We start from the raw sequence: 13,254 nt of genomic DNA, 5'->3' as shown, positions 1-13,254 counted from the left end.
TTCAAAAGATCGCCGTACTGGACAAGTCCACCATTGCGTTCACCTTGAAAGACCCCAATGTCGCGTTTCTGGACTATGTGATGCTCACGAACGGCGCGTTCATTCCGAGCAAGCGGGCGTTCGAGACGCTCGGCAAGGACTTCCCTTTCCATCCCGTCGGGACCGGGCCGTACCGGTGGGGACAGTGGGTGCAGGGGCAACGGGTGGTGCTGGAGCGGAACCCCACCTATTGGGGGCCCGCGCCCAAGCTGGACCGCATCATCATCCGCCCGATCTCGGATCCGAACACGGGAGTGATCGAGTTGGAAACGGGCGGGGTGCACTACATCACGCGCGCCAATCGAGACGACATGGGCCGGCTTGCCAAGGACAAGCGCTTTGTCGTCTATCGCGCGCCGTCGTATCGCGCGAGATACATCTCGCTCAACGACAGCCATCTTCCATTCGACGACAGCCGGGTGCGGCAGGCCGCGGCCTACGCGCTTGACGTGCCGCAGATCGTGAACACGCTGGCAAGCGGCATGGCGGCTCCCGCCGACACGATCCTCCCTCGCGAAAGCCCCTTCCACCCGTCGCCCGGGAGCTATCCGGTCTACGCGTACAACCCGGCGCGCGCGCGGGAACTGCTGTCCCAGGCGGGGTGGATGCCGGGCCCGGCCGGCGTGCTCCAGAAGGCCGGCCAGCCCCTGCGGTTCTCGCTTCACTCCCCGAACGGGCGGTACTTCATGGACAAGGAGATGTCTGAGGCGATCTGCAACCGGCTGCATACCGTCGGGTTCGACTGCCGCGTGAAGGTCTTGGAATGGGCCGCCTACCTCTCGGAGGTCCGGGCCGGCAAGTTCGACGCCGCGTTCGGCGGGTGGAACCAGTCGAGCGGAGAGCCATCGCTATTCCTCGACGCCCTCGCGGAGACGGGGGGACGGGCCAACTACGCGCAGCACAGCGACCCGGCGATCGACGCGGCGCTGCGCGAAGGGCTTATCGCCTTCTCCGAGGGACGCCGCAAGCTCCTCTACGAGAAGGCGATCGCCGGCATCAACCAGCACGTCTGGTATATTCCGATCGCGAACGAGCTCAAAGTCGCGATCGCGACCGCCCGGCTGCAGGGGTACGTGCATACGGCCGCCCGCTCGGACTTCACCGCCGCCTGGCTTAAGTGAGATGTGGGGGTACGTCGTCCGCAAGCTCGCCGCCGCGCTGCCGGTGCTGCTCGGCGCAACCCTGCTCGCGTTTCTCATCCTCAGGCTGAGCCCCGGAGATCCGGCGCGACTGATCGCCGGGGAGCAGGCCTCGGACGCCGACATCCAGTTGATCCGCCGGCACCTGGGACTGGACAAGCCATTCTTGGTCCAGTACGCGCGGTTCCTCGGCGGCCTCCTGCAAGGCGACCTCGGCCGTTCCATCCGCACCGGCCAGTCGGTTCGGGCAGAGATCGGTGCGCGATTCCCGTACACGTTCGAACTTGCCCTGGCGAGTCTGGTCCTTTCGATTGGGATCGGCGTGGGGGCGGGCGTGGCCGCCGCGGTTCGCCCGAACACGGTCTACGATTACGGCGCCACGCTGGGAGCGCTCGCCGGCATCTCCACGCCAACGTTCTGGTTGGGCCTCCTCTTGATGCTGGCGTTCTCCTATTATCTCGGGTGGCTCCCGGCGTCCGGCCGCGCAGGCCCGATCTGGACCTCCGAGGGGCTGAAATCGATGGTCATGCCGGCCGTCGCCCTCGGCGCCCCGTCGGCCGCCATCATCGCCCGGCTGACGCGCAGCAGCCTCTTAGAGGTCCTCCGGCAGGACTACATCCGCACCGCGCGCGCCAAGGGGCTCGTCCACCGGATCGTGATCGCGCGGCACGCGCTCCGCAATGCGATGATCCCTGTGGTCACCGTGGTCGGGCTTCGCCTGGGAGGATTGCTCGGCGGCGCGGTGATCACCGAGCAGGTCTTCGCGTGGCCGGGGATCGGAGCCCTGATCGTCACCGCGATCGGGGCCCGCGACTATCCGGTGGTGCAGGGCGCGATGCTGACGACCTCGCTCGTGTTCGTCGCGGTGAACCTGGCCGTCGATCTCCTCTACGCGCTCGTGGATCCGCGCATCCGGTACACGTAGGCCCCATGGCGCACGCCCAAGCGCTCCGCGCGCCTTCCCGGGTGACACGCCGGCGCCCCGCGGCGTTCCTTCGGCGGCTCTTTCGCCGCCGGCTGGTGCTCCTCGGGGCGGTACTCGCGGCAGGGTTTCTGCTGGTCAGTCTCACGGCGCCGCTGCTCGCCCCGCAGGGGTACGATCAACAGGATCTCGTGCAGCGGCTGCACCCTCCCTCGACCGCCCACCCCCTGGGGACCGACACGCTCGGCCGGGACCAGTTCGGCCGCATCGTGTGGGGGGCGCGAATCTCGCTCCTCGTGGGCGCGCTCGCAGTGACCATCGGCCTGGTAATCGGCACCGCGGTGGGGGTGCTGGCGGGCTTCTACGGGACCCTGCTCGATCGAACGGCGATGGGCGCGATGGACATCCTCCTCGCGTTTCCGGACATCCTCCTCGCGCTGGCGGTGATCGCCGCGCTGGGCCCGGGCCTCCCCCAGGTGATGATCGCGGTGGGGGTCCATGAGATCCCGAGGTTTGCCCGATTGGTCAGAGGCTCGGTGCTCTCCGTGCGTATGCTCGAGTACGTGGACGCCGCGCGGGTCCTTGGGGCTTCGGACCCGCGGATCATGGGTCGCCACGTCATCCCAAACGTGATCGCGCCCATCATCGTCCTGACCTCACTGGACATCGGGACGACCATGCTGGCGGCGGCCGGTCTCTCGTTCCTCGGCTTCGGGGCGCAGCCGCCCCTCCCCGACTGGGGAGGCATGATCAACCAGGGGCGGGCGTTTCTCCGCACGGCCTGGTGGGTCGGCGTGTTCCCCGGCGCGGCCATCATGCTCACGGTGCTCGGGTTCAACCTCATCGGGGACGGGCTTCGCGACGCCCTCGATCCGCGGCTGCGCCAATCGTCGCAATCGTAGCCCCAGCGCCCCTCGATCGCCTGTCCGGGCGCAGAGGTCCCTCCCGCACCCTCGGTGTAAGATAAAGGTGGGGGAGACCGGTCCGTGCGAATCATTCTGTACACAGGCAAAGGCGGAGTGGGCAAGACCACCGTCTCCGCGGCGACGGCGCTCGCGGTCGCCGCGAAAGGCCTTCGCACGCTCGTCATCAGCACCGACACGGCGCACAGCCTGAGCGACGCATTGGAGGTCCCGATCGGACGCGAAGTGCGCCGAATCGCGACGAACCTGTGGGGGCAGGAGGTCGACGCCCTCTATCAATTGGAGAAGTACTGGGGTGTGCTCCGACGGTACATCAGCTCGGTGCTCCGCGCCCGGGGACTGGACGACGTGGTGGCCGATGAACTGGCGAACCTCCCCGGCATGGAGGAGATCGCCAGCCTAATGCAGTTGACGGCCGTGGCGCGAGAAGACCGGTTCGATGTCGTCATCGTGGATTGCGCGCCCACCGGCGAGACGATGCAGCTCTTGAGCTTCCCCGAGATGGCTCGATGGTGGCTCGAAAAGCTCTTCCCAATTCACCGAGCTGTGACGCGGGTGGCCCGTCCGGTGGTCCAACCGTTCGTCGACATCCCCCTTCCGACCGATGACGTGTTCACGGCCGTGCGGGATCTCATCCTGAACGTGGGTGAAATGCGGGGGCTGCTGGCCGACCCGGCCACGACATCGATCCGGCTGGTCGTCAACTTAGAGAAGATCGTGATCAAAGAGACTCAACGCGCGTACACCTACTTCAGCTTGTTCGGATACGCGACGGACGCGGTGGTGATTAACCGGGCGCTGCCCCAGACGGTCGACGGGCAGTTCCTGCAGACCTGGGCACAGGCCCAACGGCGATACCGGGAGATGGTCCACGAGGCCTTCGCGCCGCTCCCCATCCTGGAGCTTCCGCTCGCGGAGCAGGAAATCGTCGGCCGCCACCGATTGTTGGATGCGGCCCGGATCCTCTACGCCGGCCATGAGCCCGCGGATCGCCTGTACACGGGGATCCTCCAGAAGGTGGAGCGCAAGGGCAAGCGCTACATCCTGTCCATCGCGACCCCGTTCACGGAGCGGGGGAAGGTCGATATTTCCCAGAAGGGGGACGAACTGATGGTCCGCGTGGGCGCCTACAAACGAAACCTCTCCCTCCCTCGGGCGCTCGCCGGGCTCCAGGCGGACGAAGCTCGCCTTGACGGCGAGCGGCTGTTGATCACCTTTGGGAAGGAGGCGACGGCAGATGGCTAGTCGTGTGCGCCCACTCAAACGGGCGTCGGAGCTCGAGGAATGGTTCTGGTTCTCGATGGACGAGGCGATCCCGCCGGTTGTGCGGACGCATCTCCAAAGCGCGGGAAAGGAAGTGCTCCTGGCGATTCGCGCGATGCTCGATCACGCGATCGCACAGGCGGAAACGCCCGGCCGGCCCCGGCGACCGCGTCGGGTGCGGGTTCAGTAGCGCGGCACCCAAACTGGCGATCCCGAGGTCAACGATGACGATCGACATCAGCACCGCGCATACCGTTGAGGTCGGGTACGATGAGTTCTGCGGGGCGCTTGCGGCGCGCGACCTGAAACCGCTCTGGAAGATCGCCAAGCAGCTGATGCCGGAGGTCCCGCTTCCGACCACCCAGCCATGGCTCTGGAAGTGGGGCGACATCCTCCCGCTGGCAAAGCGGGCGGGCGAGATCGTCACCCTCGAGCGCGGCGGCGACCGGCGCGTGCTCGCCTTCGCGAACCCGGGGCTCGGCGGGCTGCCCTTCACGAGCAGCACGCTGTGGGGAGCCATCCAGTACCTCGGCCCGCGGGAGTCGGCACCCGCCCATCGGCACTCACCCTCGGCGATCCGCTTCGTCATGACCGGGTCGGGCGTCTACACCACTGTGAACGGGGACGCCGTCCACATGGAACCCGGTGACCTGATCCTCACCCCGATCTGGAACTGGCACGACCACAACAACGGCGGGGAGGAACCGATGGTCTGGTTCGACGGCCTCGACCTGCCGCTCGTCACCACGCTGGAGTCGATCTTCTTCGAGAACCACCCGGACCGTTTGCAACCGGTCGACGGCCACAATCGCTCCGAGCAGACCTTCACCGGCGTGGGCCTGCGCGAGATCGGGGCGGCGTCGCCGGCGGCGCACTCACCGCTGCTGCGGTACCGGTGGGAGGAGACAGACCGTGCGCTGGAAGCCCTGCACCGGGCCCGTGGTGGGTCGACGGCAAGCCTGGAGTACGTCAACCCGCTGACCGGCGCCCCAGCCGTCGCCACGTTCGCCTGCGAGATGCACCGCGTCTACCCTGGTGGGCGCACCACCACACGGCGAAAGACCGGCAGCTCGATCTACGTCGTCTTCAGGGGCACCGGCCGGACGGTGATCAGCGGCCGGCTCTTCGAGTGGGCGCCGGGTGACGTCTTCGTGACCCCCTCCTGGGCGGCGGTGGACCACGAGTCAGACGAGATCGCCGACCTGTTCGCCATCAGCGATCGCCCGGTCCTCCAGGCGCTGCATCTCTACCGGCAGGAAACCCTGCCGCGCGTACAAGACATCGACGGTCGCTTCGCCGCGTCGTAGCCCCGCCGTCTGCTCATATCGCCGGAGCATTTTCGTCGTGAAGATCGGGATCCTGGGCGGGGGGCCGGCCGGGCTGTATTTCGCGCTCTTGATGAAGACGCAGAACCCGGCCCACGACATCCGCGTCGTGGAGCAGAACCCCGCCGGCGCGACATACGGATGGGGGGTGGTATTTTCGGACCGAGCGCTGGCATATCTCGAAGCCGCCGACCATCCCTCCTACCGTCACATCGAATCGAGTCTGCAAACCTGGGACGATCAGGCGATCGTCCAGAAGGGCCAAAAGGTGCGGATCGACGGTCTCGGGTTTTCGGGGATCGCTAGGATCGACCTGTTGCGCATTCTCCAGGAGCAGTGCCGGCGCCGCGGCGTCGAGCTCCGGTTTGACACTCGCGTCACCGATCTCGGGCCGTTCCAGGATTGCGACCTGATCGTGGGGGCGGACGGCGCGAACAGCGTCGTGCGCGAGACCCTCCGGCAGCGGTTTCACCCCGCCATTCAGATCCTGTCTAACAAGTACGTGTGGTACGGGACGCATCAGCTGTTCGACTGTCTCACGCTGACGTTTCGGGAAAATCGCCACGGCGCGTTCGTCGCGCACCACTACCGGCATAGTGAAACCGCGAGCACCTTCATCGTGGAGTGTGATGCGGAAACGTGGGCCAACGCGGGACTGGCGGTGATGTCGGAGGAGGACAGCCGCCGGTACTGCGAGGAGGCCTTCAGGGACGATCTGGGCGGCCATCCGCTGCTTACGAACAAGTCGATATGGCTCAATTTCAAGGTCGTGACCAACGAACGCTGGAGCTGCGACAATGTCGCGCTGATCGGCGACGCCCTCCGCACCATCCATTTTTCCATCGGCTCGGGAACGAGGATGGGGCTCGAAGACGCCATCGCCCTCGCTCAGGCGCTGGCCGCGAACACGGATATCGGAACGGCACTGGGGGAGTTCGAGCGGGCCAGACGGCCGGTGGTCGAGAAGCTCCTCAAGGTCGCGGCGCACAGCTTCATTTGGTATGAGCGCATGCGCGAGAAGTTACATCTGGATCCCATTCCCTTTGCCTACGATTACATGATGCGGAGCGGCGCGATCAACCACGGCCGCCTGCAGGAGCGGTCGCCGAAGTTCGTGGCCGCCTACGAGGCGCACACGGCGGCCCGCCTTGCCGTCCAGGGGAGGCTCGCGGACGAAGGATCCGTCCGATAGCATTCGCAGAGGAAGGAGTCTGGCAGATGGGATTACCGAACAAGGTGGCGATCGTGACCGGTGCCGGAACGGGCGTCGGCAGGGCCGTGGCACTGGCTCTGCTGCAGGAGGGGTACTCGGTCGTCCTTGCCGGCCGCCGCGAGGAGCCATTGGACATCACGATCCGGGCGGGGGGATCGGAGTCGGTCACCCTGGCCGTGCCCACCGACGTGGCCGACCCCTCGTCGGTGAAACGCCTGTTCGCCAGGACGAAGGAGGCCTTCGGCCGGCTCGACCTCCTGTTCAACAACGCCGGGATCGGCGCGCCTCCCCTCCCACTCGAGGACCTGACGTACGACCAGTGGAAGGCGGTCGTCGAGACCAACCTCACGGGGACCTTCCTCTGCACCCAGGAAGCGTTCCGGCTGATGAAGCAGCAGGAGCCCCGCGGCGGCCGCATCATCAACAACGGCTCCATTTCCGCGCACAGCCCGCGGCCCAACTCCGCGCCGTATACGGCGACGAAGCATGCGATCACCGGCCTCACCAAGTCGGCCTCGCTCGATGGCCGAAAGTACGACATCGCCTGCGGCCAGATCGACATCGGCAACGCGGCGACGGAGATGACGGCGCGAATGGTGGAGGGCGTGGTGCAGGCCGACGGGTCGGTCCGCGTCGAACCGAGGATGGACCCCGAGTACGTGGCCCGCGCGGTAGTGTACATGGCGAGCCTGCCGTTGGACGCGAACGTGCAGTTCTTGACCGTGATGGCGACCAAGATGCCGTTCATCGGACGGGGGTGAGAGGAGGTCGCCGTGAGCATCAAGCTCGGTTTGTTCATGATGCCGTTTCACCACCCGAGCCGGGACTACACCACCGCTCTCGAGGAGGATCGGGAGGCCATCGTCCTCGCCGACACGCTTGATTTCTCCGAGGTCTTCGTCGGGGAGCATTACACGTCGTGGAGCGAGTGTATCAGCTCTCCCCTCATGTTCCTCTCGACGGTGATTGACCGCACGCAGAAGATTCGCTTCGGTTCGGGGGTCCTCAATCTTCCACAAACGCACCCCCTCATCGTCGCAGCAGAAACCGCCATGTTCGACCACCTCTGCCGTGGACGCTTCATCATGGGCATCGGCCCGGGGGGGTTGGGGAGCGACATGGAGATGTTCAACCTCCCTCCCTCCGAGGTGCGCCCGGAGATGCTGCTCGAATCGATTGACATGGTGCTGAAGCTCTGGGCGCAGGACCCGCCCTATCAACTGCCCGGGCGGTTCTGGAAACTTTCGCTCACGGACAACGTCTGGCCGGGGTTCAAGGTCGGATGGGTCCCACGGCCGTATCAACTCCCGCACCCGCCGATCGCGCTGTCGATCGTGACGCCCAATTCCCCCAGCGCCAAAACCGCCGGCGCGCGGGGGTGGATTCCGATCTCCGGCAACTTCTTCAACCAACGGTATCTCCGGGGCCAGTGGGAGCGCTACGCTGAAGGATGCGAACAGGTCGGACGAGATCCCGACCCGAGCATATGGCGCGTGGCGCGTTGCGTCCTCGTCACCGAGACGAACGCGGAGGCTGAAGAGTACCTTGCAGATTCGAACAACGCGCTATCGTATTACTACAGCTTCTTCCGGCACAATTTCAGCGTGGCGCGTAAGGCGCTGTTCATGCTCAAGCCCGATCCCGACATGACCGATGGGGCGGCGACCGTCGATGTGATCAAACGCGCTCAGGTCATTGCGGGGAGCCCCAGCCGCGTGCTCGATCAATTGGTCGCGCTGCGCGATGAAGCCGGCCACTTCGGGACGCTGCTCGTGACCGGGCACGATTGGGACCAACCGAAGCTCTGGCGTCGGTCGATGGAGCTTCTGGCGAGGGACGTGATCCCGCGGTTTCAGAAGCACGCGGACGCCACCCTCCCAGCGTGACGCCGAGACGCCCCCGCGGCCGGCATCACGCCGGCGAACGCCGCAGCTCGATGCCGGCCCAGGCAAGCCAGACAATCGCCAGCAGGAACCCAATGCCCATCAGGGGCGGCGCGGCGGTGAAGTATTGCAAGAGCTGCACGACGCCGCCGACCACCGCAATCCAGCCTAAGACCGTGCTCATCGCCCCCGTCGCGACGACCGCCCATCCCGCAACGAGAATGGAGGCGCCGGTGAAGGCGTTCCCGAGTCCGTTCAGGGCCTGGGCGACCGCGGTCACCGCGATCCACGCGTGGCCGGCCGCCGTCTGGTCTTTTGTGGAGACGCCGACGAGAAACTGTCCTCCCTGGGAGAGGAGCGACGCCCCCAGCGCGTGAGCGGTCAGGCCCACAAACGCAAGGCCGAGGGCGGCGGCGGCTCGTGTCGGCGCGCGGTCTCTCAGACGGGCAAAGAGCCCGATCGTAAAGACAAGCCCGAAGCCCGAGGCCAGCGCCCCGAGGACGCCGATCGCACCAAAGAGGCCCGGTTTCTGTGCGATAATCGGAAGCGCTTTAGCGGGATCTTGTGCCGCTTGAGGATCCAGACCGCTGGAGATAAACAGCACGAACAGGAGGGCAAGACAGATAGCGGTGATAATGCCTGAGGTCCCCCCGTTGCGTTGGACTCTGTCCATGTACCACCCCCTATGCCGTGTAGTGCGCGGCTCTTGGGTTCGCTGGCCGCCTCTCGGGGTCCTATCGTTGCTGAAGCGAAGGTGCTCCCGGCGATGTCGGAGAACCGCCAGGGGTGCGTGAACTGTTACCTCCGGGCGATTGATGGTTAACTCGGGATCTCAAAGCGAGCTCGCTCCCGGCACCGGCGTTCCCCCCGCCCGGGCGAGCGCCGCGCCACCCGCCGCGGATCCGGGATCGCTCCTCTGGCTGAACAACGCGTTGCAGATCATATCCACCGCCGCGTGGTATGTCGCCGCGCCGTTCATCCCCCTGTACCTGGCCTCCCAGGGGGCGCCGGTCGGCGTCATCGGAGGGATCATCGGTTTCTCCGGCGTCGTGCCCCTGCTGATCTCTCTCCACGCCGGCGCGCTGGTGGATGAGCGCGGCCCCGCCCTCATCACGAAAGGATCGGTGCTTCTGTACGCGACTGCCGGCGTGATTCTGACGGCGCTGCATGCGGTATGGCCGGTGGCCCTCGCGTACGCGCTCATGGGGATCGCCAACATCGGGTTTGCGGTGGCCTCACAGGCGGTGGTCGCCGCGGCCAGCACCCCGGCCACGCGGGTCCGGAACTACGGGTACTATTCCCTCTGGAACTCGGCCGGAGCCGTCATCGGCCCCGTGCTCGGAGGCGCCATCACCGGCCACTTCGGCTACCGGCCGGCGTTCGCGCTGGTGTGGCTCCTGATGATCCCCTCGTTTGCGATCGCCGGGTCGCTCCGCGGCGTGCCCGCGGCCCCCCGGCGCGCCGTGTCGTTCGCGATGGCCCACAGGCTCGCCGGCGAGATCCTGCGCGAGCGGGGGGTCAGCGCCATTCTCTTCATCTCGTTCATGGTGGTGTGCGGGCAGACGCTGCAGCAGTCGTTCTATCCACTCTACCTGCACAAGGTAGGCCTATCCCCGACCCTGATCGGGATCATCATCGCCACGATCAGCCTCGGCTCGATGATTGTTCGTTCGTTCCTGTCGCGGGGGGTGGAGTGGTTCGGCTACGCATCCCTGCTCGTTGGCGCGACGGCCATCCTGGCGGTCACGCTCGGGATCATACCGCTGCTCCGGCAGTTCTGGCCGCTCATCTTGACGTCGGGGCTGATGGGGACGAGCCTCGGCTTCACCCAGCCGCTGACCATGAGCCTGATGGTGGAATCGATCGGCGCGGAGTTCTGGGGAGTGGCGTTCGGGATGCGTCAAGGCGTGCAGCGCATAGGAGCGATTATCAGCCCGATCGTGTTCGGGCTGGTGACCACGGCGTCGGGGGTCGAGACGGCGTTCTTCCTCGGGGGCGCCACCCTCCTCGGAACCGTCCCCATCATGGCAAACGTAACCAGGCACCTCCGCCGGCCGGCGCGCACGATCTGACGTCCCGCTGATGGACGGCATATGGAGAGGGCCGTGGGGGGTCTGTCGCGAAGCGGGTTCCACACTCCGCCACGTGCCTTCGAAATCCGCGGGCTCTTGGTGGCGGATACCGGGAGGGGACGATGCATTCGACGAGCCGGCACGTCTTTGTTGCCCTGGTTCTCACCTGCTGCCTCGCCCTGGTGGCTGGGTCGGCCCAAGCCGCATACGAAGTCTACATGACGATCACCGGCACGAAGCCGGGAACATTCCCCAGCCAGCGCATCCCTTGCCTGAAGTTCAGTTACGAGCCCACTTCCTCAGGGAATATTGCCACCGGGCAGGCCGCCGGGAAGCGCCGGCATGAGGAGATCGTGGTCACAAAGGAATGGGGACCGGCATCTCCCGCGCTCTTTCGCGCGATGAACACCAATGAAGTGCTGAGAGAAGTCAAGTTTGAGTTTGTCCGTGCAACCGCCGGAAAGGGAGACCAGGTCTACAAGACGCTCCGGCTCAGTAACGCCACCGTGGCGTCCATTCACAGGATGCCGGACAAGGGAACGCGCGAACTGGAGGAAGTGACCTTCGTGTTCGATCGGGAAAAGCTAGAACCGGGGGGCGCGGATGGCCAACCCGTGCCCCTCGAGCGGTGGATGACCATCCCGAAATAGCGTGTGCCCCCCCGACTCGGCGTCGCGCTCTCAGTGACATCCTGTTGCGCGCAGCGTACTGGCGCAGGTGGTGTTGTCAAAGCCGTCGCCGAAGAAAAACGGGACGAAAAATGCGTGGGTGTCTGTGGCGCCGCTGCAGGCAAATGCCTTCGCTGCGGAAAAGGCAATGGCTGCCACCAGGATCAACACGGTCAGGGTCGCTCGCATCTTCTTCACCCCTTTGCTTGGCTTTCTCCTTTGAACTTAGCCCATCGAAGCCGGCGGCGCTATGACCTGCGTCACACCGGAGCTTTTTGTGAAGCCGCTGCGGCTTCTTCTCGCGGCTTCTTCTATGGAGGGATCGTCTCATGCTCATCGTCGACAGCCATCTCGATCTCTCGCTGAACGCGCTTCAGGGGAACCGCGACCTTCTCAGCTCAGCCTACACAATCCGTGCGCAAGAGCAATCCACTTCGGGCAAGGGACGCGCACAGGGCACGGTTGCCTTCCCGGAGATGCGCCGGGGGAGAATTGCCCTGAGTTTCGCCACGGTGCTCGCACGGTCGACCGGACATCCTGAACCGCATATGGATTTTCCGACGCCGGCGCAGGCGCACGGCATCGCGAAAGGACAGCTGGCCTACTACCACGCCTTAGAACGCCAAGGCCACGTCCGCCTCATTCGGAACACGGCACAGCTCGACGCACATATGGCGGAATGGGCAGCGTGGGACGCCCGGTATCCCGGCGAGGAGTCCGGTGCACCGCCGCCCCTGGGCTTCGTCATCAGCATGGAGAGCGCGGACCCCGTCCTCGAGCCGGCGGAGCTGCGCGATTGGTGGGAAGGCGGCCTCCGCCTGATTGGACCTGCGCATTTCGGGCCGGGACGATACGCGGGAGGAACGGGCAGCGAGCTCGGGTTGACCGAGCTCGGCGCTCCTCTCCTGTCCGAGATGGCCCGCGTGGGGATCATCCTGGACCTCACACATTGTTCGGATCAGGCGTTCTGGGAGGCGCTTGCTCGGTATGATGGCCCGGTCCACGCGAGCCACAACAACTGCCGCGCCCTCAATCCTCATCAGCGGCAGCTTTCCGACAAGCAGATTCGTGCCATCACCGAACGAGACGGCGTCATCGGGGTGGTCCCGGGGTGCTGGCAGCTCAAACCCGGGTGGCGAAACGGGGATAGCAACGAGAGCGTCAGCCTCGCGGATATAGTCGCGCACATGGATCACATCTGCCAGATTGCCGGAGCGAGCCGGCACGTCGGGATCGGGAGCGACCTCGACGGCGGGGTTGGCCGCGAAGGGTTCGCGCACGATCTGGATACCATCGCCGATCTTCAGAAGGTCGGAACATTGCTCGCCCAGCGAGGGTACCACCACGGAGACGTGGCGGCGATCATGCACGGCAACTGGACCAGCTTTCTCAAACGTGCCTGGGGCGCTGCGTAGGACCGCCGGCAAGCAGGAAGGGAGCCGCGGCGAATGGAATGCCGCGCCCACGTACTCAGAGCGGGGTGGTTCAGACTCTGACGGTCGGGGGGGTGCGCCAACGATGGCCACGGACGGAGAAGCGCGCAGGAGACAGGTCACCCGTCGGAAGTTCCTCGGCACGGTCGCCGCGGCAGGCATCGGCGCGGCCGCATCGCGGTGGGTACCGGCGGTTGCCGCGGCGCCGCTTCGCCGCGGCGGGACGCTCAGGATTGCCGAGATCGGCGAGCCCCTCACGCTGGACGCGATGGCCACGACGGCCGACCTGACCGTCGCGATCACGCTCCCGATCTACGAAACGCTGTTCGCGTTCGATGCCAACTGGCGGGTTCAGCCATCTCTCGTGTCGTCGT

At 66.0% G+C, this 13,254-nt stretch carries 15 protein-coding genes; 13 read left to right on the top strand and 2 right to left on the bottom strand.

Going from position 1 to position 13,254, the window contains the following annotated elements; all coding sequences use genetic code 11:
- The 9 genes from VFP86_21270 to VFP86_21230 all read left to right on the top strand — a co-directional run.
- The coding region (locus VFP86_21270; GenBank protein HET9002181.1) for an ABC transporter substrate-binding protein at positions 1-1,160 on the top strand (1,160 nt) is incomplete at its 5' end.
- Position 1,161: 1 nt separating this feature from the next.
- Positions 1,162-2,103 carry an ABC transporter permease gene (locus VFP86_21265; protein ID HET9002180.1) on the top strand — a complete coding sequence of 314 codons (942 nt, stop codon included), beginning with the start codon at positions 1,162-1,164 and terminating at the stop codon, positions 2,101-2,103.
- Between the two features lie 5 nt (positions 2,104-2,108).
- Positions 2,109-3,002 (top strand): ABC transporter permease, encoded by an 894-nt coding sequence (locus tag VFP86_21260; GenBank protein ID HET9002179.1) that lies wholly within the window; start codon positions 2,109-2,111, stop codon positions 3,000-3,002.
- Positions 3,003-3,086: 84 nt separating this feature from the next.
- Complete coding sequence (locus tag VFP86_21255; protein HET9002178.1) at positions 3,087-4,268, top strand: TRC40/GET3/ArsA family transport-energizing ATPase; 1,182 nt, start codon at positions 3,087-3,089, stop codon at positions 4,266-4,268.
- A complete protein-coding gene (locus VFP86_21250; GenBank protein HET9002177.1) occupies positions 4,261-4,476 on the top strand; it encodes a hypothetical protein in 216 nt (71 codons plus the stop codon). The genes VFP86_21255 and VFP86_21250 overlap by 8 nt, the downstream gene beginning before the upstream one ends.
- Before the next feature lie 34 nt (positions 4,477-4,510).
- A complete protein-coding gene (locus VFP86_21245; protein ID HET9002176.1) occupies positions 4,511-5,593 on the top strand; it encodes a cupin domain-containing protein in 1,083 nt (360 codons plus the stop codon).
- Between the two features lie 37 nt (positions 5,594-5,630).
- The gene (locus VFP86_21240) at positions 5,631-6,803 is read left to right on the top strand and encodes an FAD-dependent monooxygenase (GenBank protein HET9002175.1); all 1,173 of its coding nucleotides are present in this window, start codon (positions 5,631-5,633) and stop codon (positions 6,801-6,803) included.
- A gap of 26 nt (positions 6,804-6,829) precedes the next feature.
- Positions 6,830-7,585, top strand: a complete 756-nt coding sequence (locus tag VFP86_21235) for an SDR family oxidoreductase (protein ID HET9002174.1) — start codon at positions 6,830-6,832, stop codon at positions 7,583-7,585.
- 12 nt (positions 7,586-7,597) lie between these two features.
- Positions 7,598-8,710 (top strand): LLM class flavin-dependent oxidoreductase, encoded by a 1,113-nt coding sequence (locus VFP86_21230; protein ID HET9002173.1) that lies wholly within the window; start codon positions 7,598-7,600, stop codon positions 8,708-8,710.
- 25 nt (positions 8,711-8,735) lie between these two features.
- On the opposite strand, the gene VFP86_21225 is transcribed toward VFP86_21230, so the two are convergent.
- On the bottom strand, positions 8,736-9,380 hold the full coding sequence (locus VFP86_21225) for a DUF4386 family protein (GenBank protein HET9002172.1): 645 nt from the start codon (positions 9,378-9,380) through the stop codon (positions 8,736-8,738).
- Positions 9,381-9,522: 142 nt separating this feature from the next.
- Between VFP86_21225 and VFP86_21220 the strand changes: the two genes are divergently transcribed.
- Both VFP86_21220 and VFP86_21215 read left to right on the top strand, forming a co-directional pair.
- A complete protein-coding gene (locus tag VFP86_21220; protein ID HET9002171.1) occupies positions 9,523-10,779 on the top strand; it encodes an MFS transporter in 1,257 nt (418 codons plus the stop codon).
- A gap of 122 nt (positions 10,780-10,901) precedes the next feature.
- Positions 10,902-11,429 (top strand): type VI secretion system tube protein Hcp, encoded by a 528-nt coding sequence (locus VFP86_21215; GenBank protein ID HET9002170.1) that lies wholly within the window; start codon positions 10,902-10,904, stop codon positions 11,427-11,429.
- A 30-nt stretch (positions 11,430-11,459) separates the two neighbouring features.
- On the opposite strand, the gene VFP86_21210 is transcribed toward VFP86_21215, so the two are convergent.
- Positions 11,460-11,636 (bottom strand): hypothetical protein, encoded by a 177-nt coding sequence (locus VFP86_21210; protein HET9002169.1) that lies wholly within the window; start codon positions 11,634-11,636, stop codon positions 11,460-11,462.
- Between the two features lie 140 nt (positions 11,637-11,776).
- Here VFP86_21210 and VFP86_21205 point away from each other — a divergent pair, with 140 nt between their 5' ends.
- Both VFP86_21205 and VFP86_21200 read left to right on the top strand, forming a co-directional pair.
- On the top strand, positions 11,777-12,862 hold the full coding sequence (locus VFP86_21205) for a membrane dipeptidase (GenBank protein HET9002168.1): 1,086 nt from the start codon (positions 11,777-11,779) through the stop codon (positions 12,860-12,862).
- 103 nt (positions 12,863-12,965) lie between these two features.
- Positions 12,966-13,254, top strand: a 289-nt coding sequence (locus tag VFP86_21200) for a twin-arginine translocation signal domain-containing protein (protein ID HET9002167.1), incomplete at its 3' end; no start/stop codon positions are given.

The sequence above is a fragment of the bacterium genome (assembly GCA_035703895.1).
Classification (GTDB): domain Bacteria; phylum Sysuimicrobiota; class Sysuimicrobiia; order Sysuimicrobiales; family Segetimicrobiaceae; genus Segetimicrobium.
This window is presented reverse-complemented; position numbering and strand designations above follow the sequence as displayed.

Bases quoted from the DNA above. Each gene is read 5' to 3' on its own strand.
- VFP86_21265 (HET9002180.1), top strand. From the start codon at position 1,162: ATGTGGGGGTACGTCGTCCGCAAGCTCGCCGCCGCGCTGCCGGTGCTG.
- VFP86_21260 (HET9002179.1), top strand. From the start codon at position 2,109: ATGGCGCACGCCCAAGCGCTCCGCGCGCCTTCCCGGGTGACACGCCGG.
- VFP86_21250 (HET9002177.1), top strand. From the start codon at position 4,261: ATGGCTAGTCGTGTGCGCCCACTCAAACGGGCGTCGGAGCTCGAGGAA.
- VFP86_21245 (HET9002176.1), top strand. From the start codon at position 4,511: ATGACGATCGACATCAGCACCGCGCATACCGTTGAGGTCGGGTACGAT.
- VFP86_21235 (HET9002174.1), top strand. From the start codon at position 6,830: ATGGGATTACCGAACAAGGTGGCGATCGTGACCGGTGCCGGAACGGGC.
- VFP86_21225 (HET9002172.1), bottom strand. From the start codon at position 9,380: ATGGACAGAGTCCAACGCAACGGGGGGACCTCAGGCATTATCACCGCT.
- VFP86_21220 (HET9002171.1), top strand. From the start codon at position 9,523: ATGGTTAACTCGGGATCTCAAAGCGAGCTCGCTCCCGGCACCGGCGTT.
- VFP86_21215 (HET9002170.1), top strand. From the start codon at position 10,902: ATGCATTCGACGAGCCGGCACGTCTTTGTTGCCCTGGTTCTCACCTGC.
- VFP86_21210 (HET9002169.1), bottom strand. From the start codon at position 11,636: ATGCGAGCGACCCTGACCGTGTTGATCCTGGTGGCAGCCATTGCCTTT.
- VFP86_21205 (HET9002168.1), top strand. From the start codon at position 11,777: ATGCTCATCGTCGACAGCCATCTCGATCTCTCGCTGAACGCGCTTCAG.